Consider the following 23,369-nt stretch of genomic DNA (forward strand, 5'->3'; position numbering starts at 1 on the left):
TGGCGAAACCGGACGGCTTTCGCCTGCGTTGTAGAAGACAAGTCCGTGACGCCCGCGTAATTGAAAAGAAGTGAATAGCCATGGCTGACAGTTTCAAATTCGATCTCGTTTCCCCGGAGCGTCTGCTCGTTTCCGAAACGGTTACGGAAGTCGTCATCCCGGCTACGCTGGGTGAAATGACCGTTCTGGCCAATCATGCGCCGACGATGACCACGATCAAGCCGGGCCTGGTAACGGTGAAGTTCGCTTCCGGCGAGACGCATAAATATGTCGTCTTCGGTGGTTTTGCCGATATTCTGCCGACCGGCTGCACGCTTCTCGCCGAATCCGCCGTTTCGGCCGATGACATGTCCCCCGACACGCTGCAGAAGCGTATCGATGCGGCCAAGGCCGAAATCGAAGAGGGCAATCATCACCACGAACACCTGACCAAGCTTGAAAAGCATCTTTATGAACTGACGAACCTGCATGAGGTTCTCGTCGCTGCTTGAAAGCACCGGGCGGGTTCGAAAGAATGACTGCCCACAAAAAACCTAAAGCAGAAAGCGGCCGTTTCGGTCGCTTTTTTGTTTGGGCGGTTGTCTCCCCATATCAGGCGAAGCATGGCTGCTTTCGCACAGACGCCCCTCACCCGGCCCGGTCTGAGCTTCCGAACGGCGTTGGCGGGAAGGCATCAGTGGTGCACGTGCGGAAAATGGGTGAGGCAAGGAGCCCCTTCAACGGGCGCACCCGGGAAACCGATTCCGATTTTCAGGGCTTTCGGTTAGATGTGATACCGGGAAGAAATGCTGCTTTGAGATCGTGAGAGAGACGAAGCGAATTTTCGTCATGGAGGAGTGATCGGGTGTCGGCAAAGGCAAGTTACCGGAGGGTCGCAAGAACCGCTTTGCGCGAAGGGGTCATAGTGGAGGGCGAGAGGGCGGTGCCGGAGGAGGTGCCGGTTGCCTTTTCCTATGGCGGCAGCACCCATGCCGTGATGATGGCCAGCCCCGCTGATCTTGTCGATTTCGCGGTCGGTTTCAGTCTTACGGAAGGCATCATATCCACAAGGGCAGAAATCCGTTCCATCGAGGTGATCGAGGCCGGGCAGGGCTTCGATGTTCAGGTGGATTTGCAGGATGCCAATGCGGATGCGCTGAGGGCAAGACGGCGGCATATGGCAGGCCCCGTCGGCTGCGGTCTTTGTGGCATTGAATCCATAGAACAGGCGGTCCGCGTGGTACCGGAGTTGAGCGGCGTGGAAGTCTCCATTGACGGAGATGACATCGTTGCTGCGGTGAAAGCGCTGAATGAAGCGCAAAGCCTCAATCGCGAAACAAGGGCAGTTCACGGCGCGGGTTTCTACAATCCTCAAAAAGGGCTGCTTGCTGTCCGCGAAGATGTCGGCCGGCACAATGCGCTCGATAAGCTCGCAGGTGCGGTCGTCAATGCGGACCTATCGCCCGATACGGGCATTGTGGTGGTCACCAGCCGACTGTCGGTGGAAATGGTCCAGAAGACCGCCATTCTTGGCAGCCCCATTCTGGCGGCGATCTCCGCGCCCACGGCGCTTGCCATCGAAACGGCCGAGAGTTCGGGTGTCACACTTGTGGCGCTGGTGCGGGGTGAGGATTTTGAAATCTTCACCCGGGCGGATCGTATCCTTCTATAACATTAAGGCCGCCGTTTCCCGGCGGCCCTTGGCTTCAGAGCGGGCCTAGAACTCCGCCCATTCGGCTGCTGCGTTTCCGTGAGACCTTGGCGCGGCGGCATATCGCGGTTGCGGCGTCGGGAGCCGGGTGACGACGGCCGGTTTTTTGTCGGCCGGGCGGGCGGGCGATGCCTCGTGGGATATTCTGAACTGCCGCAGCAATTCGTGCAGATTTTCCGCTTCCGTGGCGAGGCCGTGGCTGGCGGCGGTGGTTTCCTCCACCATGGCGGCGTTTTTCTGGGTGGCCTGATCCATGACGTTGACGGCCTGATTGATTTCGCTGAGACCGTTCGCCTGCTCGCGCGAGGCTTCAACGATCGCCGAGACATTGGTGTCGATCTCGCTCATCTGCGACTGGATATCCCGGAGCGCGCCGCCGGTTCTGCCCACCAGATCCACACCGTTGGCGACCTGCTCGCGGGAGGTGTTGATGAGGGATTTGATTTCCTTGGCCGCAACGGCGGACCGTTGTGCGAGTTCGCGGACCTCCTGCGCCACAACGGCGAAACCCTTGCCCGCTTCGCCGGCCCGGGCGGCTTCGACACCCGCATTGAGGGCCAGAAGATTGGTCTGGAAGGCGATGTCGTCAATGACGCCGATGATATTGGTGATTTCACCCGAGGACCGCGAAATCGCATCCATGGCGGAAATTGCCTGCTGGACGATATCGCCGGAATGTTCGGCATGTTCTCTCGTTCGCAGCACCAGCTTTCCGGCCTCGCCGGCGCGCCGGCTGGCATCGGTAACGGTGGTTGTGATTTCCTCCAGCGCGGCTGCTGTCTCTTCCAGCGAGGCGGCCTGCTGTTCGGTGCGCTGCGAAAGCTGATCGGCAGCGATGCGGATTTCGCCGGAGCCCGAAGCGATTGTCGAGGCATTATGGGCGATAGTCTGCATGGTGGCCTGCAGCTTGGCGACGACTTCGTTGAAGTCCGCGCGCAGCTTCTCCATGCTGGGCACGAAGCTGTTGTCGAGGCGCTGCACAAGATCACCTTCGGCCAGCGCCCGCAGGGCATCGGCAAGCACACTGATGGCGCTCATGCGCGGCGTGACATCCGTGGCGAATTTCACCACTTTGACAACCTTGCCCGCTTCGTCCAGCACCGGATTATAGGCAGCCTGGATCCATATTTCCTTGCCGTTCTTTCCATAGCGGACAAATTCATCCGAGATGAATTCCCCTGCCGCCAGTCGCGGCCAGAAATTGCCATAGGCGGGCGAGGCGGCATAGGCCGGATCGCAGAAGATGCGGTGATGCCTGCCCTCGATTTCCTTGAGGTCGTAATTCACCGTGGCGCAGAAATTCGGGTTGGCGGTGATGATGGTGCCATCCGGGAAAAACTCGATGGTGGCCTGCGAACGGGAGAGCGCCTCCAGCTTGCCCGCATCGTCCACGGCCCTGATTTTCTTGGCGGTGATGTCGGTGGCGATCTTCACGACCTTATAGGGTTTGCCGGAACGGAAAACCGGGTTGTAAGAGGCCTCGATCCAGATGACCGAGCCGTCCTTGCGGATACGGCGATATTCCCTGGCCTGGAACTCGCCACGGGCGAGAGACTCCCAGAATTCCTGATAGGCCCGCGACCCGGCAAGCTCGCTGTCGCAGAAGATGCGATGGTGCTTGCCGACGATCTCGGTGAGATCATAACCCAGCGCTGTGCAGAAATTTTTATTCGCGGTGAGGATATTACCCTTGAGATCGAATTCTATGACCGCCTGCGATCTCGATATGGCATCGAGTATATTTCTGTTATCTGCGCTTTTCCCTAACCCCAGCATTATACGTCCCCCAAAAACGGCCCACGGCGCGGTGAGCCGCACAGGATATGCGGTCCACGTCGTATCATGTTGAACAACGAACAGGTTTGCCGCCGAAGGCAGCAATGCAGGCACTTCCGTCTCTCCACCTCGGTCAGGTATTGGGCCAGCGTGAAATTCCTGCCGGCGTGATACTGCTCCACGGCTTTTAATATTAGATATCTATAATATTAAAATGTTCTTATTTAGTAAGGCGACGTAAAGAGTAAAAACAAAACCGCCGGGCAGGAAGCGCCGGCGGTCTGGATTGATCGATAGTCTTCGTGTGGCGTGGCCAGCCGAAAAGGCCTGATTAGGCCGCGAGATCTTCCGCTTCGGTTCCCTTGAACATTTTCGCAAGGTTCAGGAAGCAGATCATGCCGTGTTCGTTGGCGATGATGCCTTCCGAATAGGACTTGTCGAAGGAAGCCGATATTTCCGGAACCGGCTGAACCTGGTTTGCCGGGATCGTCAGAATGTCGGAAACGCGGTCGACGAGCATGCCGATGACCATGTTGTGCACTTCCGCCACCACGATGGCGCTTCTCTCATTGGCGACAGTGCTCTTCATGCCGAGCTTGTGAGCCAGATCGATGATCGGAATAACAGAGCCGCGCAGGTTCATGACGCCGATGACGTCTTTCGGCGCGTGGGGAATGGGCGTAGAAGGCGCCCAGCCGCGAATTTCGCGGATGGTCGTCGTCTTCACGCAGAATTCCTGATCATGCAGGCGGAACGCGATGATTTCGAGCGTCTCACCGCCAAAATTGGTAGAGTTAATCATTGCCATCAGAATTCTTCCCAATGCTCGCTGTGGAGGCCGGCGCAAGTGCACCGACACTTGCATATGCGGATTTGGCGTTCTGCCTGGTGCCTGAACAGCCGGAAACAATATTTCCGTCTTCAATGGATGATTTGTATCATCAGATGGTTTCGCAAACCTAAATGCGAAGTGGCCCTAGAGTATTTTACGCATTGTCCGGATGTAAAAACCGCCACGCACTTTTACTGGAAATGCTAATATTCCTTTTCATAAAATATGCCGGCTGCGCCTTCGCCATCGCCACCCGCTTCCCCGCGTAGCTTCACACCCCGTCCGACATCGAGGTTGATGATGGCTTTTGCGCCGGATTCGCCGCTTTGCTGTAGCTCGAGATAGGTTCTTTCGTTCAGATATTTACCGGCCGAAACACGGGCCTGTCCTTCGGAATCGGTCGAAATATCGAGATCGTCGACGCCGAGATTGCTTCTGAGCTTGTCGAACAGCGAAGTGGAACGCCCGCCTGCCAACTGGGCGGCGGCATCGGCCAGCCTTGCGATTTGCAGAGCCGAGAGTTTCGACATGGACTGGCCGAAGATCAGCTGCGCCATAACTTCATCCTGCGGCAGGGCCGGTGCCGAGGAGAAAGCAAAGGTCGGATCGTTGGCGTTGCCGGAAACGGCCACCGTGATGGTCGTCGAGCCGACCGTCGAGTCCGCCTTCATATCGAGGACCGGAACGAGGCCGCCGCCGAAACTGATATTGCCGGTGGTGAAATCGAGGCGGCGAGTGAGGATTTCGAGCCGGCCACGGCGCATTTCGAAGCCGCCGGAAATGACCGGAACGGCTGCCGTGCCACGGATCGTCAGATTGCCCGTGAGTTCCGCATCGATGCCGCGTCCGCGTACGAAGATGCCGCTCGGTGCGTTCACCTGCAGATCGAGATTGATGGTGGACGAACTGCCGCTGCCGCCCTGATCAGCCCCGAGCGCCTTGGCCTGCGCGCGCACCTTCGGCGGGGCGTTCTTGTGCTTGACATCGATTTCCGTCAGCGAGGCCGGAAGCTTTTCCGGAATGGTGATGGCGCTTCTGTCCAGCGTCAGGTTGCCGCCCAGCACGGGAGAATTCAGCAGCGGGCCCTTCAACGTCAGCGTGCCGCTCACCACCGTCGTCACCAGCGTGCCGTCATTATAACCGGCGCGATTGAGCGTGATCGATATATCGGCGGGGAAACCAGAACCACCGGCTATGCCGACGCTGCCGGTTCCCGAGATCGTTCCGCCGCCCGCCAGCTTGCCCGTCAGTCGCGAAATGACGGCGCGGTCGCGGTCGAAGGTGATGGTGGCGCCCAGATCGTTGATGGTCAGGTTCCGGCGCACATCGGTCAGGCGCGTACCATCGGTGGTGATGCTGCCGGTAACGACAGGTGCGGAAGCGCTGCCGGAAATCTTCACATCGATGGCGGCGGTGCCGTCCACATCGAGGCCCTGCGATGCGGTTTGCGCCGCGACGGCGGAGAAGGGCAGTCTGCCGGAAAACGCCATGGAAAGCGGACGATTGCCGGCGATGCCGAGCGAGCCGCCGCCGGACAGCGACATGCCGCCCTGGCCGGATACATTGGTGTCGATCTGCAAGGTGCCGCCGGCAAAGCGGCCGTTCGCCTTGATGCCGAGCGCGGCGAGGCCTGCCGAACGTGTCTGCGCGACCTCGGCATTGGTCCAGTTCAGATTATAATCGACCGCGGGGTTCGATGCCGCACCCTTGGCGCTCACCGTGCCGGAGATGCTGCCTGCCGCATCCAGTCCGGTGGCGAAGGCATTTGCGAGACTGGCGGGCAGCGAACGGATATCGGCATTGATGTCGAGCGTCGATCCGGCGCTGCCGTTGACCTCAACGCGCCCTTCACCTGTGATGATGGTCAGATCTGAGATACGGGCCGTGCCGTTCTGGATGGCGATGGTGCTCGGTTTCTCAAGGCGAACCGCAATGCCCTTGGGGGCGGCGGAAAAGGCGTCGACGCGCACTGTCATCGGCGATCCGCCGGTCTCAGCGCTGCCCTTTACCACGAGCGGCGCATTGTCGTAACGGCCATTGACGTCGAACTGGGTCGTCGTGCCGGAATGGCCGATGGTGGCATTCAGGCCCGATATCGCGGCGGCGCCGGCATTGACGCTATCGGCGCTGACCTTGCCATTGATGGCGAGAGCCTGAAGATCGTCGATGGAAATATCGGCGGCGAGTTTCGAGATCGTTGTCGTTCCCTGGCGGATGCTGTTGCCATTGGCCTTGATCGTCGCGGCAATTCGGCCATTGGCGTTGCTCAGGGCGATATCGCCGGCAATGTCGCCATCCGCCTGCTGCGCGGCGAGGGCCGCGAGCAGGGCAAGATCGGGGAAATTGAAGGAGAGATTGCCCGATGGCAGGAATTGCTGCGAGAATTGCAGCTGCCCGTTCAGGATATTCCGGCCCACGGCCACATGCAGCTCGGGGATGGCCGTGCCGTTTTCGGTCTGCACCACATCGGCATTGGCGTCGATCTTCTGTCGGTCGAGACTGCCGCTGGCGGTGAGCTTTGCCTGAGGCGCGGCGGGATCGGCCTTGCCCGTTGCATTGACCTTCAGCGATTCAAGTGTTCGCCCGGCAAGGATTGCGCTTTCGGAACTCAGGGTGACGTTGAAATCCGGTGCTGCCAGCGCGCCGCTGGCCTCGATTGCAAAATCGGCGACGCCCTTCGCCTGCGGCGTCAGTTTTTCAAGAGCGGGAAATTTACCCGTCAGGCTGGCGCTCAATGCATCGTTTTCGAGGCCGACATTGCCGGTTGCTTCGATGGTTCCCGACTTGACGACGAGGTTTTCAAGGCTGGTGCGTCCGCCGATGGTCACGTCGATATCGCCCTGGAGGGCAATGGTGGTGTCGAACTTTTCCGCAAGGGCCGGTGGAAGGGTAGCGGGTAGCGCGAAGAGCTGCACGCTGGAGGTCAGGCGATTGCCGGCGAGATCGAAACTGCCGTTCAACGTCCCACCGACACTGGCGCTTTCCAGCATCGCGCCGTCGAAGCCGATAGCTGACGAAGTGAGGCTGAGCGGCGCCTTGATGGTGAGGGGCGCCCGCACCAGCCGGTCGATATCGGGGCTGACGAAGGAGGATTGCGCCACGGACAGGACCGTCGCGATCGTGCCGCTGCGATTGGCGATGTTGAGATCGGCGCTTTCGGCCGTCACCTTGACGTCATCGAGCCTGCCTTGCGGCAGGGAAAGGCTGCGCAAGGATACCGTCGTGTTGAGATGCGCGGCCTCTGCACCGCCCTTGAGGGAAAGATCAAGGCCGTTGATGAGGGCCTGAACCTCGCCATTCTCCAGCGGCCAGCGAAAATCCACGGGGCCAGCGGTGCCGATGAGATTGGCGGCGAGATCGTTCTGACCGTTCGGATCGACCGTGCCTGACGCCGTCACCAGCAGGGTGCCGGTCTCCAGCGTGCTGCTGCCGATTTCGATGCGGCCCTGTGGCGAAAGGGTTGCATTTGCGTCGAGCTTTGTCTCGCCAGCAAAAAGCTGACGGAAGGCCGGGGGCAGAAGCAGGTCCGGCTGGCCGCCGCCTGCAATTTCGATACGGCGGGTGCCATCATCTGCAAGAAGGTGGCGGCCGGTGACGTTGACGACAGGGTTGCCGGCGACATTGCCGCGCAGCGTACCCGTCCAGTCGGAAAGCGGGCCTTCGCCGTTGAGGTCTATCGCCACCGCAGGCGTTCCCGGAAGCGAAAGCAGCGTTGCGAGAAGACCGCCTTCGGGCTCCTTCATCTCCGCTTTCAGCTTCAGGACATTCTCATTCGGAAGGAAGGCGATGTCGGCATTGACCTCCGCATCCGGCGCATTGAGCCGATGGGCGGTGAGCGATAGCCGCATATCGTCCTGGGCAGCCGTCAGGTTGCCTTCCGCGTTGAGGTCGAACGGACGGCCGAGAAGCGATTGGCCGAGGCTGATATCTGGAAAGCTGAACTTGTCGACGGCGATTTCGATCGGCAGCGAGGAATTGCCGGAGCTCTTGGTCGATGTCTGCTCCGGGGCGAGCGGTTTGCGCTCGACATCGATCGATCCGGCCGAGACCCGGTCGGCATGGAAGGTGCCGGCAAGCAGCGAGAGCGGCGACCAGTCGACGGCGATCTGGTTCACGCGGGCATAGGGTCCCTGCCGGTCTGAAAGGGTGACATTGTCGAGCCGCAGGCGGCCGGTCAAAAGGCCGCTCGGGGGCGAAATCTCGATTACCTGATCGGGCGTGGAAACGAGCGATGAAATCTGCTTTGCGGCAATTCTTGCGCCCATCGGGGTAAAACCGACGAACAGAACCGCAAGCAACACCAGCACGACCCCGCACAAAGCAGCGTAGCCCAGCCATTTCAGCAATCGAATCAACGTTTTCATAAAGGGTAATCTACACTCTGTTGCAAGGGTGTTCGACTGCGGCGTTTAAAAAGACTGACCGATGCCAGCATAAATGCCGAAACTGTTGCCACCATCGTATTTGTCGAGCGGCATGGCGACATCGAGACGCAGAGGCCCGAAGGGCGTCGCGTAACGCAGACCGATACCGGCGCCAGCCCGGATATCGGAAAAATCGGGTGCCACGTCTTCCGAAACCACACCCGCATCGATGAAGGGGACGATGCCGATCGTGTCGGTGACCTTGATGCGGGCCTCGATGGAGCCGACGACATAGGAGCGGCCGCCCGTCGCATCGCCGGCGGCATTATAGGGCGATATTTCCTGATAGCTGTAGCCGCGTACCGATCCGCCGCCGCCGGCATAAAAGCGCCTGGTGGTGGGTATGTCCTGCAGATCGCTGCCACCGACCAGCACGCCGCCGGAAAGCTTTCCGGCCATGATCAGCCTGTCCTCGGCGCCAAGTCCCTTGTAGCCCGAAATGGAGCCTTCGAAAGAGGAAAAGAAGGTGCCGTTCAGTGCTTCATAGCTCGGCTTGGCGGCCACAGAGGCGCGAAAGCCTTCGGTCGGGTTGAGCTTGTCGTCGCGTGTATCACGAACGAATTCCAGCGGGATGGAGGTGGTGAGATATTCGTTCTTGCCGAATGCGTCTTCCGTATCGGCCCATTGCACCTCAAGGCCGGCTGCGGCTGTATCGGTATCGTTCAGCTCGTAGGCGAAACCGGCCGTACCAGTCACGGTCTTGGCATCGTATGTATCGGGATGTTCGGTCTTGGCAATCAGGCTGGTCTTGAAGGTGGTGCGTGGATTGAACATGCCGGGCTTGGTGAAAGTGATACCCGCCGAATAATCCATGCCTTCGACGCTCGATGCCTCTGCGATGCGCGAAACCGAACCTTCGATACGCAGCGATTCCGCCTGCCCGAACAGGTTCCGGTGACCCCAATAACCCTGGAGGCCGATGCCTTCCGTGGTGGAATATTGCGCGCCGACGCCGAAATAGCGGTGCTTGCCTTCCGAAACCTCGATGGTAAGCGGAATGGTGCCGTCGCGCGCCAGCGTTCCCGCTTCCTTGATGGTCAGGCTGGAAAAGACGCCGAGCTGTCGCAGCCGGTCGGCGGCCTTGCGCAGTTTTTCCGGCGAATAGGGCTCGCCGCCATTGAGGCGCGAATAACGGCGGATAAAATCGCCATCGACGGTTTTTTCACCCGTGACGGTCACCGTGCCGAGGGGCGCCACGGGACCGCCTTCGGCCGCCATGGTAATGTCCACCGTGTTTGTCGCGTGGTTGGCGACGGCCTCGCGTTTCGTCAGCTTCGCAAGCGGACGGCCTTCGGCCTTCAGATCATCGATCAGCTTGTTGCCGGCGCGGATGATGGCGAGAGAACCCGCGTCGCCGCCGGTCGTCAGGCCATATTCCTCAAGGTTGCGGCCGGTGACATCGCCTTCAAGCCTGACATTGCCGAGTTTGAAGACCGGGCCGGGCGTAACCGTAATGACCACGGGTACCGGAGCGGAATGATCGAACACCGGATTGGGCGGCAGGCTATCCACATCCTTGCCGGCAACGGTGACCTTGACGATGCCGCCATAACGGGCGTTTTCATAAAGCGCCGCGATCAGCCTGTCCCGGTCGTCTCTTGCCTTTATCAGAAGGCCAAGATCGCCGGAGGCCGGTTTGTCCTTGTCGGCAAGAAGAAGCGAACTGTTTTCCAGGCTGTCTTTCAGGGAACTATCGGCGTCCGTGGCATCGAGCGTGACGGCGTATTTGACGGGGTTGATAACCTCGACCTCGGGTTCTTCCGAACCCCAGAGGCGCATGCCGAACAGTTTGAAGGCAAAGGCATCACGGGTAAACGCCGGATACAGGGCGAACGTCACAGCAACCGCAAGCGCGGTGCCAGCTTTCCGATACGCAATACCTGTCTTCGGGTTAGTTCGTGTTCTTCGCATAAGCTGCTTTATGGTTGAGCCTTTATTGTCGCCCTAACCCGTTTCCTGTCCGTTAACATTGCAATTTAATCATAAATAAACGGCTTTGAGGACCCTTGCGCTTGTGTTTTGCCGCCCAAAACGCAAAAAGCCCCGGTTGACCGGGGCTTCTGTGCAACGGTATTTCGCGAAGCGATTAGCGGCAACGCGCCGTGTAACGCTGACCGTACTGGTCGCGATAATAGCAATAGCCCGGTTCGGAAGCATTGCCGATGAGGGCACCGCCCACGCCGCCGATTGCCGCACCCACTGCCGCGCCACGAACGTTGCCCGTGATAGCGCCGCCAAGGACAGCACCGGAAACGGCGCCGATTGAAGCTCCCTTTTCGGTCTGCGTGCAGCTTGCGAGCGACAGGCCGACCAGCGCAAATATGATTGCCTTTTTCATGAAACTCTCTCCAACGTTACAATGAGCTCTTGTGGCTCGGTAGGCGTCCCATATTTATCTGCGGCGACTGCTACCTCCGACCGCCACAGATAACTAACAATTCGATGTCGTTTAGGGAAGCCTCCACTTTCGGCATTCCTCCGAGCGTAATCGATTGCGTCCCAAACAACGGCGCGGCGCAAAAAAGGTTCCAAAAATCCGGGTTTTTTGATGTGAATCAATTTTGTACTTTTCATCGGGTTCTATAAACGGTTTATTGGAATGGTTCAAAACAACGGCGAATTGACGCAGACGCGGTTAATGTGGCCCGCAAGGGTTGACGGTCCCGGTGTCGAGGCACAAAACGATCTGGTCAATTCTGGAGCATGGCATGGACTTCGAGGCATTTTTCACGACGGAACTGCAAAGCCTGCATTCTGAGGGACGTTATCGCGTTTTTGCGGATATCGAGCGCCAGCAGGGCAATTTCCCACGTGCGACACGGTATAACGCCAATGGCGAGCGCAAGGATGTGACCGTCTGGTGCTCCAACGACTATCTCGGCATGGGCCAGAACCCGAAAGTCATCGAAGCCATGAAGGCCGCCATCGATCACTGTGGCGCGGGTGCGGGAGGCACCCGGAATATTTCTGGCACCAACCACTACCACGTCCTGCTCGAGCGCGAACTTGCCGATCTCCACGGCAAGGAATCGGCGCTGATTTTCACCTCGGGTTATGTCTCCAACTGGGCCACCCTCGGCACGCTCGGTCAGAAAATTCCGGGCCTGATCATTTTCTCGGATGCGCTCAACCATGCATCGATGATCGAAGGCATCCGTTATGGCCGCTGCGAGCGGGTGATCTGGAAGCACAACGATCTCGAAGACCTCGAAGCCAAGCTCAAGGCGGCGGATCCGAATGCGCCGAAGCTGATCGCCTTCGAATCCGTCTATTCGATGGATGGCGATATCGCTCCGATCAAGGAAATCTGCGATCTGGCCGACCGTTATGGCGCCATGACCTATCTCGACGAAGTTCATGCCGTTGGCATGTATGGACCGCGTGGCGGCGGCATTGCCGAGCGCGAAGGCCTGATGGATCGCCTGACGATCATCGAGGGAACGCTCGGCAAGGCCTTCGGCGTCATGGGTGGCTATATTACCGGCTCCACGGCAGTTTGCGACTTCATCCGCTCCTTCGCTTCCGGCTTCATCTTCACGACGGCCCTGCCGCCGTCGCTTGCCGCCGGTGCGATTGCGTCGATTCAGCATCTGAAGGCAAGCCCCTTCGAGCGCGCCCGCCATCAGGACCGGGTGCGCAAGCTTCGCGGCCTTCTCGATGCGCGCGGTATTCCGCACATGGACAACCCAAGCCACATCGTGCCTGTCATGGTGGGTGATGCCGCCAAGTGCAAATGGATTTCGGATATCCTGCTCGACAGTCACGGTGTCTATGTGCAGCCGATCAACTATCCGACCGTGCCGCGCAAGACCGAGCGCCTGCGCATTACGCCGACACCGCTGCACAGCGATGCCGATATCGAGCATCTGGTCGGCGCGCTGCACCAGCTCTGGTCGCATTGTGCGCTGGCGCGGGCGGTGGCGTGAGGCCGCAGTTTAGATAAGAGAAGACCGGGCCGCGTTTACGCGGCCTTTTCTTTGGTGGCGATCAATTCGCGGGCGTGACGACGGGCCTCCTCATCCGCTGCGAAGACATCTTCAATCGTGGCGGCGGAGCGGCCGTCATGCATGCGGTCCATGACCGTTTCGACGATCTCGGCCATATCGAGAAAACCGATATCGCCCGCAACGAAAGAGTGAAAGGCGGTCTCTTCGGCGGCGTTCAGGGCAGCGCCCTGTAGACCGCCGCGCTCCAGCGCGGTGCGAGCCAGACGGATCGCCGGGAAACGGGCCTCATCCGGCGCTTCGAAATCGAGCCGCGCAAGTTTTGCAAAATCCAGCCGCTCGACACTTAGATTGCCGCGTTGCGGATAGGTGAGGGCATAAGAAATCGCAGTGCGCATGTCGGGAGAGCCGAGCTGGGCGATATAGGAGCCGTCGGTGTAACCCACCATCGAATGGATGATCGACTGCGGGTGGACGATCACCTCCACCTGATCGGGCCTGAGATCGAAGAGATATTTCGCCTCGATCATTTCCAGCCCCTTGTTGAACATGGAGGCGCTGCCGATGGAAACCTTCAGCCCCATCGACCAGTTGGGATGGGCGCGGGCGATATCCGCCGTGACATTGGCCATCTCCTCGCGCGACCAGGTGCGGAACGGGCCGCCGGATGCGGTCAACACGATGCGTTCCACGGCCTGCTTGTGTTCGCCCGTCAGGCATTGGAAGATTGCGCTGTGCTCGCTGTCGACCGGGATCAGCCTGCCGCCGCCCTGCTTGACCGTGCGCAGAAAAACATCGCCAGCCGAAACCAGGCATTCCTTGTTGGCGAGCGCTATGTCTGCGCCACGCCGTGCGGCTGTAAGAGTAGGTGCAAGGCCGGGGGTTCCGGCAATCGCCGCCATCACCCAGCCGGCATCCGTCGACGCGGCCTCTTCGAGGCCGGATTTACCTGCCGCAACCGCGATGCCGGTGCCGGCAAGGGCCGATTTCAGCGCTTCGTATTTGTCGTCCTCGGCGGTAACCGCAAGCCGCACGCCGAATTCCCGCGCCTGTTCCGCCAGAAGCGCGATGTTGCCCGCGCCGGTCAAAGCCGTGATCTCGAACGCGTCGCGGCCACCCAGTTGGCGGACGACATCCAGCGTATTGGTGCCGATCGAACCGGTCGAACCCAATATTGTCAGCTTGCGTGGCATTTCACTGGCATTCGTCATTTTCAGTCCGTCGGTCGTTTCCGGTTCGCACCTCTCGGTGCACGTCGTTTTCCCGAAAACGCCATGCACTTTCGAGCAACATTCCTTAGCCTCTACCCGCGAAAACCAGCCATAACAAGGACAAAGCCGGGGCTATTGTTTTTGCGGAAGGCAAAGCCATATGCAAGAAAAACAATGAGAGGATATCGATGCGACGTTTTCTGGTTTCCAGCGGGTGGATTTTTGCGGCAAGCCTTGTGCTGGTCCTTGTCTTCATTCCTTTTGATCCGCGTCTTTCCGAAAGCGCGCAGGCGCTGCCAGGCGGCGTGGTCTCCTTCAATCGGGCGATTACCGATTTCGGAACCTTCCGCTGGATGCTCTATTCCACTGGCCTTCTGGCGATATTGGCCTATGTCGCTGCACGGGTTTTAAAGGCGCAGACCTATAATGGACGGCTGAGGACGGCATGGCGGCTTCTTACCTATTTCTTTCTGACGATCGGAACGGCGAGCATTCTCGTCCATACGCTGAAATTCCTGATAGGACGGGCACGGCCGGAGCTTCTGCTGGAAATGGGCGCCTATAGCCTCACCCCATTTACCGGCGACAATCTCTATGAAAGTTTCCCCTCGGGCCATTCGACCGCCGCCGGGGCATTTTTCGGCGCTTTCGCCATGTTGATGCCGCGCTTCCGCTGGGCGTTTCTCCTGCTTGCCCTTTTCATCGGTGTTTCGCGTGTCATCGTCGGCGCACATTATCCAAGCGATGTCGCCGCCGGGCTGTTGCTCGGCATGTGGACGGCCATGGCCTTCGCCTTTATCTTTGCCCGGTCCGAAATGCTGTTCCGGTTCGATGCGCAGGGCTGGCCGCAGCCAAAGAATGTAAACCTCCCGGCGGCGGATACGCGATAAGGACCTCAAGCGGGATTTAGGGGGAAGGTGATGGAAGAAGCGACAATCGCTCCGCGAAATGACGGCGGTGCCGTTCAGCGCATCCGCACGTCCGTCGCCGTGGCCGGTGGCGGGCCGGCGGGCATGATGCTTGGCCTGCTGCTTGCGCGCAGCGGTATCGATGTTGTGGTCGTCGAGAAACACGGGGATTTTCTCCGCGATTTTCGCGGCGACACCATCCACCCTTCAACGCTTGAATTGATGGAGCAACTCGGTTTCATCGATGAGTTTCTGAGCCTGCCGCACACACGTGCACCAAGGCTGAATGCGGTTATCGGCGGCGAGCGTATCACGATAGCGGATTTTTCCCGCCTGCCGGTCCGCCACCGCTTCATCGCCTTTATGCCGCAATGGGATTTTCTCAATTTCATTGTCGGCAAGGCGGGACAATACGAAAATTTCCGATTGCTGATGAATGCGCCGGTGACCGGACTGATCGAGCGCGGTGGCCATATCGGCGGTCTCACGGTCAGCACGCCGGAAGGCATCATCGAGATAGAGGCCGATCTGGTGGTGGGGGCGGATGGGCGCAACTCCACCGTCCGCGAGGCGGCGGGGCTGGAAGTGCAGCGCTTCGGCATTCCGACGGAGGTGCTGTGGATGCGCCTTTCGAAACAGCCCGACGATCCGACGGAAACCATGGGGCATGCCGGCTCGCGGCAGGGTTTCGTCATGATCAACCGGGGCGATTACTGGCAATGCGGTTATGTGGTGCGAAAGGGGTTTTTCGCTGACATAAAGCTACAGGGAATTGAAGCCTTCAGGGACAGGGTTGCGGAAATCTGCCCTTTCCCACGCGAAAGGCTCGATGAGCTCAAGAGTTGGGACGATGTGCATCTCCTGACCGTCCGTATCGACCGGCTGAAGCGCTGGTGGAAACCCGGCCTGATCTGCATCGGTGATGCGGCCCACGCCATGTCCCCCGTCGGCGGTGTCGGCATTAATCTGGCCATTCAGGATGCGGTTGCGGTGGCCAATATATTGGTGCCGGTGCTCGTCTCCGGCCGGGCCATTGCCGATGATGATCTCGCCGCAATTGAAAAGCGGCGATCCTTCCCGACCAAGGCCACGCAATTTCTGCAGCGGATGATGCGTATCGGCGGCAAAAAGGGACGGGCAGATGCGGAAAAACCGAAGGGACCGCCAGCCTTTGTGCTGGCCATCATGCGGTTTCCGCTTCTTTCCCATTTGACCGGCCGGCTGGTGGGGCTGGGTTTCCGCCGGGAAAAGATCGAGACGATGTGATGCCGCTCAGGCAGTGCCGGCGGCTTCTTTCTCATACTTCAGCCCGATAACGGCGGATCCGATCAGCCCCGGCTCGATGCGGCAAATGGCGGGCACGACCAGGGGGCGGTCGAAGCGCCTCAGAATGCAGCTCCTTACCACCTCGTCCAGAGCGGCGAGAAGCGCCTTCGAATTCGAAAGTCCGCCGCCGACCGGCACGATGGTTGCGCCGGTAACGTTGATCACCATTGCCAGAGGCGAGGCGAGAATATCGATAAGGACATCGATGGTTCTTGCGGCCTTCGCATCGCCCGCCTGCCAGGCTGCAATAATATCCTCGCTGGTCATCGCCTGCTGGTGAAGATGCGAATGTAGTTTTTCCATGCCACGGGCGCTGCCGATTGCGTCGACGCAGCCGGTAAGCCCGCAACCGCATTCGAAACGCGGCAGCGAAACCGGCGGATTTCCGGCCAATGTCGCGGCCACCGGCCCATGTCCCCATTCGCCGGCGAAACCGCCGTCGCTGTTGATGAGCTTGCCGTCGATCACCAGCCCGCCGCCGACACCCGTTCCGAGGATGACGCCGAAGACCACGCGATGACCCCGTCCGGAACCGATTTCCGATTCGGCGATCACGAAGCAATCCGCATCGTTCGATACGATGACGGGAAGGTTCAGCGCCTTTTCCAGCTCGTCCTTCAAGACCCTGCCATGGATGCTCTGAATATTGGCGACAGTGGCTTTGCCGGTGTCGGGATCGATGACACCGGCAATCGACAGCGACACGCAGGCGGGTGTGCCGCCGCTATTGTCGATGACGGATTTCAGGCCGGCGGCGAAGTCTTCGAAACTGGTCTTGGGCGTCGGGATACGCGGCACGGGCCGAATATCGTCGGGAGCGTAGGCAATAGCGCCCTTGATGGTCGTTCCGCCTATATCGAAACAAACGATCATGATTCAGGCTCCGGAACGGGTGGCATCGTGGATTTTTTCTGCACCGATCCATGTCGAATGCATCTGAAGGTCGGGCGTCAGCATGACGAAATCCGCATCGAAGCCGGGCAGGAGCTTACCCTTGCCGGAAGCGCCGATTGCCTCGGCGGGATAAGCAGACGCCATTCTCAAGGCTTCTTCCAGCGGTGTGTCCAGCTTTTCATGCATGAAGCGTATGCAGGAGAGCATATCGATATCCGCCCCCGCCAGCGTGCCGTCGGCCAGCGTCAGCCTGCCGCCGTTGCGATAGACGCGCCTGCCGTTCAGTTCGAAACCGTCATCATCCGTGCCGATGGTGGACATGGCGTCGGTGACGAGGAAAATGCGCCCGGGATTATTCTTGGCGCGAAGCGCAATGCCGATCGCTGCAGGATCGACATGGAAGCCGTCAGCGATCAGTCCGCAATCCAGCTTGCCGTTCGAAAGTGCCGCACCCACCAGTCCCGGCTCGCGATGGCCGAGCGGGCTCATGGCGTTGAAGAGATGTGTCACCATGGATGCGCCTGCCTCGGCATAGGCCGTCGCGACGCCAAGGCCCACATCGGTATGGCCGAGGCTGACGACGATGCCGGCTTTGTGCAGCGCTGTGACCTGCGCCTCGGTTACGTTTTCCGGGGCGATGGTTGTCAGCACGAAGGGAAGCTTCGTCTTGCAGCCCGTCAGAACCGCAAGATCGGCCGTTTCCATCTTTCGGATCAGCGCCGGATCATGGGTGCCCTTGCGGGCGACGGAAAGATGCGGCCCTTCGAAATGGAGGCCGAGAAAGCCGGGCACCCCTGCCTTGTGCGCGGCGATGCCGGCTTCGGCGGCTTTGGCCGTGATATCCGGCCGGTCGGTGATGAGTGTGACCATCAGCGCCGTGGTGCCGAATTGCGCATGGGCCGAGCAGATGCGGGCAATGCCTTCCACATCCGGCTCGTTATTGAACATCACGCCGCCGCCGCCATTGACCTGAAGGTCGATGAAGCCTGGCGCAATGAGCAGTCCTTCCGCATCGATGATTTCGGCGTCTGCGGGCACGGACATGCGGTCGACGATGTTGGCAACACGGCCATCACCGGTCACGAGCGCTTTGCCATCGTGCCACGCGGCGCCATCGAAAATGCGGGCGCCGACAAATGCCTTGCTGCTACTCATTGGGTTTCCGTTACCTTCTTCAATGCCACGGGCGCATCCGGGTTGAAGCCGCGGGCGCGCGACAATTGCTCGATGAAGCCGTAAAACGGCGCGATCAGCAACAGGGCGTCTGTCAGCGGGTGATTGGTTTCCACAAACGGCAGGGGCTTGGCCGGGCTACCTTTTGCGGAGGTGACGAAAACACTTGCGCCCTTGCCGGCGAGACCGGCCGCGATATCCGTCACGGAGGTTTCGGCGCGGTCACGCGCGGCAAAAGCGATGACGGGAAATTTCGGTGCGACCAGCGAAACGGGGCCGTGCATCACTTCCGCCGACGAATAGGCCTCCGCGTGGAGTTCGCAGGTTTCCTTGCATTTCAGCGCGGCTTCCGCGGCAATGGCCAGCGCCGGACCGCGGCCCAGCATATAGAGCGATTCCTCACCCTTGACCGCTTCGCCGATCTGGCTCCAGTCGAGTGCGATGGCCTTGGCGAAATTCTGCGGCAAGGCGCTGACGGCTTTGGCGAGCAGGCTGTCTTCCGTCCATTCGGCAAGGATTGCGAGGCCAGCGACGATGGAGTTGACGAAAGATTTGGTTGCGGCCACCGCCTTTTCAGGGCCCGCCTGGATATTGATGGCGTGATTGGCCGCCTCACCGAGCGGGGAGGGCAGGGTGTTGACAAGCGAGAAGGTGAGCGCACCGCCCTTGCGGGCGCTTTCCGCCAGAGCGACGATGTCAGGGCTTTTACCCGATTGCGAGACGGCGAAGGCCGCCGCCCGGTCCAGCCGCAGTTTCGTCTGGTAGATCGAGGCGAGCGAGGGGCCGAGCGAAGCGACCGGAAGCCCGGTCTGCAATTCGATCGCATATTTCAGAAAATGCGCGGCGTGGTCGGAGGAGCCGCGTGCAATGGTGACGATAACGGCCGGGTCACGGGCCTTCAGCCTGTCTCCGGCTTCGTGGAAGTCGGCATTGGCATTGTCCAGCAGGCGGGCGACTGCATCGGGAATCTCATCGATTTCCTGGCGCATCAGGGTTGTCATCGTTTCATGTCCTTGATCAAGAGATTTGTCACTCGGGCCCCATCGTCAGTTCGGCGACGAGGTCATAGGCGTCGCTGCGGTACAGCGCGCGGGATATTTCCATGAGGCGCCCGCTTTCCAGATAGGCCATTCGCTGAACGGAAAGCGCTGCCGAGCCCGGCGGAACCCCGAGCAGCAATGTTTCCTCATCGGTGAGGTTACGGGCGGAGATGCGCTGAATGGCGCGCACCGGGCGAATGCCGTTTTTCTCAAGCTCCAGATAAAGCGAGTTTTCCACCAGTTGCGGGTCAGGCAGGATATCGCCCGGCAGGCTGGTAACTTCGAGTGCGACTGGCTGGTCATTGGCAAGACGCAGACGCGTGAGCCGCGCCACCATGGCGGATTGGGAAAGGCCGAGCGCCATCATCTCGTCGCCGGTCGGGTGGAATAGGCCCCTGTCCAGCCAGCGGGTGCTCGCCGTCATTCCGCGCCGGCGCATGTCCTCGGTAAACGAGGTGAGCTTGGTAAGGGGCTGCTGCATGCGGGTGATGGGCTTGACGACGAAAGTACCCGAACCGTGCCGGCGAACGAGAAGGCCGTCGCGGACGAGATCGTCCACCGCCTTGCGCACCGTGACGCGGCTGACGCAGGCGCTTTCGGCGATATCCCGCTCCGGCGGCAAGGCGTCGCCGTGCTTCAGGCGGCCGCCATTGATGGCGTCTTCAATCGTCTGGCGCAGTTTCAGGTAAAGCGGGCCGCCGCCTGATTGCAGGTCGTCCAGATTAAGCGCTGCCCCGTTCATCCATAACCTCTGTCACGATCCATGTGGTCGGCGATATGGCCGGCTCTGGCTATATCATATGCCGCGTAATCAGCAATACCAAAATAGAACCATTGCTAGATTTGTACGATTAATCGGTGGTTTTTTCGATATTTTGCCGAATAATAAGGCTGCATGCTTGATATTTTCGCATTAACCAAAAAAATTTTCTCGATAACGGAATTGCTCTGGACGATTGGCATTTTTTTGGTATTGTTTTTTACGTCGGTGGTCGGCGGCGATGCGTTTCGCATCCGTCGCGCCGGGAAAATCGGTTTTCGACTCGCGGCAGCGTTTGCGAAATCGAATTTAGCTTGACCGTTGTGAAAATTAATTTCATCGTGGCAGGAAATTATCGCAGATAACTGGATGACCAGCACAGAAATGGTCGCTTCTGCGAAAATGAATTACGAATGAACAGGGAACAAAGTTCATGAAGGTGGGAATTATCGGACTCGGATTCCGTCTCGGTTATCTGGGCTACGTTTTTCATGAGATCGACAAGGATTTCGAGATCGTCGGTTACGTCGATCCCGCGCCGGCGGGCCTGCCGGGCCTGCAGGAAAAGGGCATTTCGGCCGGCAAGGCTTACGATAGTCCCGAGGCGCTGATCGCAAACGAAAAATTCGATCTCTTGATGATCGGCTCACCGAACCACATGCATCTGGAGCATATCCGTATCGGGCTTGAGGCCGGCTGCACCATCTTCTCGGAAAAACCCATCGTCGTCAGCATCGAGGAAAGCCTTGAGCTCGCCCGGCTGCTCAACAAGCACGGGCATGAGCGGCTGCTCGTCGGTCTGGTTTTGCGTTATTCCCCGCTCTACCGCGATCTGCGCGCCGCGCAGGCCGAAGGCAAGCTGGGCGATGTCGTTTCCATCGAGGCCTCGGAGCATATCCCGCCCTATCACGGCGCATTCTTCATGCGCGACTGGCGGCGTTACGAGAATTATTCCGGCTCCTTCATGCTGGAAAAATGCTGCCACGACCTCGATCTCTATAACGGCGTGGTCGGTGCGCGGCCGCGTTTCGTCTCGAGCTTCGGCGGGCGCAAGAGCTTCACGCCGGCAAACGCGCCGCAGCATGACGGCATCAACGACATGGAGGTTTACCATCGCAAGCCGAGCGGCTGGATGGGTTCCGACAAGGTCTTCGACAGCGACGGCGACATCATCGATTACCAGACGGCGATCGTCGAATATGAGAACGGCGCGTCGCTCGCCTTCCATACCAATCTCAACGTTCCCGACGATTTCCGCCGTTTCTGCGTCATTGGCGCCAAGGGCATGGCCGAGGGCGATTTCGTGCGCGGCTTCCTGAACGTGCACAATGCCCGGACAAATGAAAAGACCGTGGCCAAGACCTATTCGGCGGCAACCGCGCTCTCGCAGCATTATGGCGCGGACGAGCAGATGGCCGAGGACGTTATCGCCCATATCGTCAAGGGTGCGGCCCTTCCGGTTTCCGCGCTCGATGCGATCGAGGCCGGTATTCTGGCGCTTGCCATGGATGAAGCGCGCCATGGCCGTAAAGTGATCGATCTCAAGCCGGTGTGGGAGGAATACGATTTGGCGCTGCACGGGCAGCCGAAATCCCCCGCTGTGAAATCGGCTTGAGGGGGCGGCGCGATGGATGCGAAACGCAGCGCGGTCGTCTTTGCCTGGCTTCTTCTTCTGCCGGCGCTTTTATACATCACGGTTATCGTTGCTTATCCGCTCGTCGATACCTTCATCCTGTCCTTTACCGATGCGTCGCTTAGAAAAACGACGAATTGGGTCGGCTTCATCAACTACGAGAAGATTTTCAACGCGACTTTTGCCGATGTCATCACGCGGACCTTTATCTGGACGTTCTTTTCCGTCTCGATAAAGATGATCATCGGCACATTCGGTGCGGTCTTGCTGAATTCGGCCGTGCCCGGCCGGGCGCTGTTCCGTATCCTGACCATGCCGCCATGGATCGTGCCGATGGCTATTGGCATCTTCATGTGGGGCTGGATGTATAACGGCCAGTTCGGCATGATTTCCGGGGTGCTCCAGAACCTCGGCCTGGTGGATGGTCCGGTCGCGTTCCTCGCCTATGGCAGAACGGCCTTCTGGGCAACGATCGTCACCGACGTCTGGATCGGCGTGCCGATGGTGACGCTCTATCTGCTGGCGGCCATCCAGGCCATTCCGCAGGATCTCTACGAGGCCGCGTGGACAGACGGGGCAAGCCGCTTCTACCGCTTCCGCCGTATCACTCTGCCGCTGATGCTGCCGGCCATGATTACCATGTCGATGATCTCGCTGATTTCGACCTTCAATTCCTTCGATATCATCTGGATCCTGACGCAGGGCGGACCGACCGGCCAGACGACGACCATGATCATCGACACGTACAAGACGGCGATCGGCTCTTACAAATATGGTGAGGGTGCTGCGCGCGCCGTGCTGATCTGCATCTTCCTGTCGATCTTCACCTATTTCTACTTCCGCATTACCAGCCGCATCTCGCAGGAGGCCAGCCGATGACCGACAAGAATGCGATGATCAACCGCTACAGGTGGTATGAAATCGTCGGGATTTATTGCGGTATCGCCGTGTTCCTGACCTTCGTGCTGGCGCCCTTCGTGGAAGGATTTCTGGTTTCGCTGAAGCCGCTCAGCCTGCTTTTCTCTTCGCCCTACAAGTTCTGGCCGGAAAACGGTTCCTTCGAAGCCTACCGGACCATGTGGGTCAGCGTTCCGGGCTTTGCCCGCTACGTTTTCAACTCCTTCTTCATCTCCACCATTTCGACCATCATCGTCCTCATCCTGGTGGTGCCGGCTTCTTATGCTTTCGCCCGTTTCGAGTTTCGTGGGCGTGGGCAGTTGCTTGGCGCATTTCTGGCGATCAACATGTTTTCGGGCGCGGTGCTTCTGATCCCGCTTTACCGGCTGATGCGCAACATGGGTGTGCTGAACACCTATCTGGCGATGATCATTCCCGGCGCGGCCTTCCTGATCCCCACCGCCATCTGGCTGTTGCGCACCTATATGCTGCGTATTCCGCGGGAACTGGAAGAGGCGGCCTATGTGGACGGTGCGAGCTATTTCTATACCTTCCGCCGGGTGATCCTGCCGCTGGCGATGCCGGGCATCGCCGTCGTCTCCATCACCACCTTCATCGGCGCTTACGCCCAGCAGTTCATCTTCGCGCTCACCTTCAATTCCAAGACCGAATATATGCCGCTGCCCATCGGCCTCTTCGCCTATTTCGGTCGCCAGGAAGTCATCTGGAATGAGTTGATGGCGGCCAGCTTCGTCGGCATTGCGCCGGCCATGGTCGTGATCTTCTTCATGCAACGATATCTCGTCAGCGGCCTGACCGCCGGCGCGGTGAAATAATCAACAACCGGAACGACCACCAAAA

General features: G+C 59.5%; 19 protein-coding genes. 9 read left to right on the forward strand and 10 right to left on the reverse strand.

What is annotated here, in order from left to right; translation table 11 throughout:
• Positions 1–80 precede the first annotated feature (80 nt).
• Complete coding sequence (locus ACQZ40_RS04370) at positions 81–491, forward strand: F0F1 ATP synthase subunit epsilon (protein ID WP_003492358.1); 411 nt, start codon at positions 81–83, stop codon at positions 489–491.
• A 353-nt stretch (positions 492–844) separates the two neighbouring features.
• Complete coding sequence (fdhD, locus tag ACQZ40_RS04375) at positions 845–1,651, forward strand: formate dehydrogenase accessory sulfurtransferase FdhD (RefSeq protein ID WP_080856820.1); 807 nt, start codon at positions 845–847, stop codon at positions 1,649–1,651.
• A 45-nt stretch (positions 1,652–1,696) separates the two neighbouring features.
• Here fdhD and ACQZ40_RS04380 read toward each other — a convergent pair whose 3' ends face one another.
• The 5 genes from ACQZ40_RS04380 to ACQZ40_RS04400 form a co-directional block, all read right to left on the reverse strand.
• Complete coding sequence (locus ACQZ40_RS04380) at positions 1,697–3,466, reverse strand: methyl-accepting chemotaxis protein (protein WP_080857099.1); 1,770 nt, start codon at positions 3,464–3,466, stop codon at positions 1,697–1,699.
• A 331-nt stretch (positions 3,467–3,797) separates the two neighbouring features.
• The gene (locus ACQZ40_RS04385; protein ID WP_003504949.1) at positions 3,798–4,274 is read right to left on the reverse strand and encodes a chemotaxis protein CheW; all 477 of its coding nucleotides are present in this window, start codon (positions 4,272–4,274) and stop codon (positions 3,798–3,800) included.
• 227 nt (positions 4,275–4,501) lie between these two features.
• Positions 4,502–8,662, reverse strand: coding sequence for a translocation/assembly module TamB domain-containing protein (locus ACQZ40_RS04390; protein ID WP_448747460.1), 4,161 nt, complete (start codon positions 8,660–8,662; stop codon positions 4,502–4,504).
• Positions 8,663–8,707: 45 nt separating this feature from the next.
• Complete coding sequence (locus tag ACQZ40_RS04395) at positions 8,708–10,633, reverse strand: autotransporter assembly complex protein TamA (RefSeq protein WP_078052390.1); 1,926 nt, start codon at positions 10,631–10,633, stop codon at positions 8,708–8,710.
• 175 nt (positions 10,634–10,808) lie between these two features.
• Positions 10,809–11,060 (reverse strand): YMGG-like glycine zipper-containing protein, encoded by a 252-nt coding sequence (locus tag ACQZ40_RS04400; protein ID WP_003492347.1) that lies wholly within the window; start codon positions 11,058–11,060, stop codon positions 10,809–10,811.
• Positions 11,061–11,430: 370 nt separating this feature from the next.
• On the opposite strand from ACQZ40_RS04400, the gene hemA reads away from it, so the two are divergent.
• Positions 11,431–12,648, forward strand: coding sequence for a 5-aminolevulinate synthase (hemA, locus tag ACQZ40_RS04405; RefSeq protein ID WP_078052391.1), 1,218 nt, complete (start codon positions 11,431–11,433; stop codon positions 12,646–12,648).
• A 35-nt stretch (positions 12,649–12,683) separates the two neighbouring features.
• On the opposite strand, the gene dxr is transcribed toward hemA, so the two are convergent.
• A complete protein-coding gene (dxr, locus tag ACQZ40_RS04410) occupies positions 12,684–13,877 on the reverse strand; it encodes a 1-deoxy-D-xylulose-5-phosphate reductoisomerase (protein ID WP_448747461.1) in 1,194 nt (397 codons plus the stop codon).
• Between the two features lie 188 nt (positions 13,878–14,065).
• Here dxr and ACQZ40_RS04415 point away from each other — a divergent pair, with 188 nt between their 5' ends.
• Both ACQZ40_RS04415 and ACQZ40_RS04420 read left to right on the forward strand, forming a co-directional pair.
• Positions 14,066–14,767, forward strand: coding sequence for a phosphatase PAP2 family protein (locus tag ACQZ40_RS04415; RefSeq protein ID WP_448747462.1), 702 nt, complete (start codon positions 14,066–14,068; stop codon positions 14,765–14,767).
• A 30-nt stretch (positions 14,768–14,797) separates the two neighbouring features.
• Positions 14,798–16,051 carry an FAD-dependent oxidoreductase gene (locus ACQZ40_RS04420; RefSeq protein WP_448747463.1) on the forward strand — a complete coding sequence of 418 codons (1,254 nt, stop codon included), beginning with the start codon at positions 14,798–14,800 and terminating at the stop codon, positions 16,049–16,051.
• A gap of 6 nt (positions 16,052–16,057) precedes the next feature.
• Here ACQZ40_RS04420 and ACQZ40_RS04425 read toward each other — a convergent pair whose 3' ends face one another.
• The 4 genes from ACQZ40_RS04425 to ACQZ40_RS04440 are packed head-to-tail and all read right to left on the reverse strand — an operon-like array spanning position 16,058 to position 19,960.
• Entirely contained in the window at positions 16,058–16,984 is a 927-nt protein-coding gene (locus tag ACQZ40_RS04425; protein WP_448747464.1) for an ROK family protein, read from the reverse strand.
• A 3-nt stretch (positions 16,985–16,987) separates the two neighbouring features.
• Positions 16,988–18,160 carry an N-acetylglucosamine-6-phosphate deacetylase gene (nagA, locus tag ACQZ40_RS04430; protein WP_448747465.1) on the reverse strand — a complete coding sequence of 391 codons (1,173 nt, stop codon included), beginning with the start codon at positions 18,158–18,160 and terminating at the stop codon, positions 16,988–16,990.
• Entirely contained in the window at positions 18,157–19,179 is a 1,023-nt protein-coding gene (locus tag ACQZ40_RS04435) for an SIS domain-containing protein (protein ID WP_448747466.1), read from the reverse strand. The genes nagA and ACQZ40_RS04435 overlap by 4 nt, the downstream gene beginning before the upstream one ends.
• Before the next feature lie 28 nt (positions 19,180–19,207).
• The gene (locus tag ACQZ40_RS04440; protein ID WP_448747467.1) at positions 19,208–19,960 is read right to left on the reverse strand and encodes a GntR family transcriptional regulator; all 753 of its coding nucleotides are present in this window, start codon (positions 19,958–19,960) and stop codon (positions 19,208–19,210) included.
• 153 nt (positions 19,961–20,113) lie between these two features.
• On the opposite strand from ACQZ40_RS04440, the gene ACQZ40_RS04445 reads away from it, so the two are divergent.
• The 4 genes from ACQZ40_RS04445 to ACQZ40_RS04460 all read left to right on the forward strand — a co-directional run bounded on the left by ACQZ40_RS04445 (position 20,114) and on the right by ACQZ40_RS04460 (position 23,344).
• Positions 20,114–20,296 (forward strand): hypothetical protein, encoded by a 183-nt coding sequence (locus tag ACQZ40_RS04445; RefSeq protein WP_065656974.1) that lies wholly within the window; start codon positions 20,114–20,116, stop codon positions 20,294–20,296.
• Positions 20,297–20,411: 115 nt separating this feature from the next.
• Positions 20,412–21,593 (forward strand): Gfo/Idh/MocA family protein, encoded by a 1,182-nt coding sequence (locus tag ACQZ40_RS04450; protein ID WP_059759936.1) that lies wholly within the window; start codon positions 20,412–20,414, stop codon positions 21,591–21,593.
• Between the two features lie 12 nt (positions 21,594–21,605).
• Entirely contained in the window at positions 21,606–22,490 is an 885-nt protein-coding gene (locus tag ACQZ40_RS04455) for a carbohydrate ABC transporter permease (RefSeq protein ID WP_003521273.1), read from the forward strand.
• Positions 22,487–23,344, forward strand: coding sequence for a carbohydrate ABC transporter permease (locus ACQZ40_RS04460; RefSeq protein ID WP_174036526.1), 858 nt, complete (start codon positions 22,487–22,489; stop codon positions 23,342–23,344). The genes ACQZ40_RS04455 and ACQZ40_RS04460 overlap by 4 nt, the downstream gene beginning before the upstream one ends.
• The last annotated feature ends 25 nt before the right edge of the window (positions 23,345–23,369 follow it).

This window comes from Agrobacterium sp. 16-172Ci, assembly GCF_053522725.1.

What these genes read in the sequence shown, in the direction of transcription:
- ACQZ40_RS04420 (WP_448747463.1), top strand. Translation starts at nt 14,798, where the DNA reads ATGGAAGAAGCGACAATCGCTCCGCGAAATGACGGCGGTGCCGTTCAG.
- ACQZ40_RS04370 (WP_003492358.1), top strand. Translation starts at nt 81, where the DNA reads ATGGCTGACAGTTTCAAATTCGATCTCGTTTCCCCGGAGCGTCTGCTC.
- ACQZ40_RS04460 (WP_174036526.1), top strand. Translation starts at nt 22,487, where the DNA reads ATGACCGACAAGAATGCGATGATCAACCGCTACAGGTGGTATGAAATC.
- ACQZ40_RS04385 (WP_003504949.1), bottom strand. Translation starts at nt 4,274, where the DNA reads ATGGCAATGATTAACTCTACCAATTTTGGCGGTGAGACGCTCGAAATC.
- hemA (WP_078052391.1), top strand. Translation starts at nt 11,431, where the DNA reads ATGGACTTCGAGGCATTTTTCACGACGGAACTGCAAAGCCTGCATTCT.
- ACQZ40_RS04445 (WP_065656974.1), top strand. Translation starts at nt 20,114, where the DNA reads ATGCTTGATATTTTCGCATTAACCAAAAAAATTTTCTCGATAACGGAA.
- ACQZ40_RS04400 (WP_003492347.1), bottom strand. Translation starts at nt 11,060, where the DNA reads ATGAAAAAGGCAATCATATTTGCGCTGGTCGGCCTGTCGCTCGCAAGC.
- dxr (WP_448747461.1), bottom strand. Translation starts at nt 13,877, where the DNA reads ATGACGAATGCCAGTGAAATGCCACGCAAGCTGACAATATTGGGTTCG.
- ACQZ40_RS04440 (WP_448747467.1), bottom strand. Translation starts at nt 19,960, where the DNA reads ATGAACGGGGCAGCGCTTAATCTGGACGACCTGCAATCAGGCGGCGGC.
- ACQZ40_RS04380 (WP_080857099.1), bottom strand. Translation starts at nt 3,466, where the DNA reads ATGCTGGGGTTAGGGAAAAGCGCAGATAACAGAAATATACTCGATGCC.
- ACQZ40_RS04450 (WP_059759936.1), top strand. Translation starts at nt 20,412, where the DNA reads ATGAAGGTGGGAATTATCGGACTCGGATTCCGTCTCGGTTATCTGGGC.
- ACQZ40_RS04425 (WP_448747464.1), bottom strand. Translation starts at nt 16,984, where the DNA reads ATGATCGTTTGTTTCGATATAGGCGGAACGACCATCAAGGGCGCTATT.
- nagA (WP_448747465.1), bottom strand. Translation starts at nt 18,160, where the DNA reads ATGAGTAGCAGCAAGGCATTTGTCGGCGCCCGCATTTTCGATGGCGCC.
- ACQZ40_RS04455 (WP_003521273.1), top strand. Translation starts at nt 21,606, where the DNA reads ATGGATGCGAAACGCAGCGCGGTCGTCTTTGCCTGGCTTCTTCTTCTG.
- ACQZ40_RS04415 (WP_448747462.1), top strand. Translation starts at nt 14,066, where the DNA reads ATGCGACGTTTTCTGGTTTCCAGCGGGTGGATTTTTGCGGCAAGCCTT.
- ACQZ40_RS04390 (WP_448747460.1), bottom strand. Translation starts at nt 8,662, where the DNA reads ATGAAAACGTTGATTCGATTGCTGAAATGGCTGGGCTACGCTGCTTTG.
- ACQZ40_RS04435 (WP_448747466.1), bottom strand. Translation starts at nt 19,179, where the DNA reads ATGACAACCCTGATGCGCCAGGAAATCGATGAGATTCCCGATGCAGTC.
- ACQZ40_RS04395 (WP_078052390.1), bottom strand. Translation starts at nt 10,633, where the DNA reads ATGCGAAGAACACGAACTAACCCGAAGACAGGTATTGCGTATCGGAAA.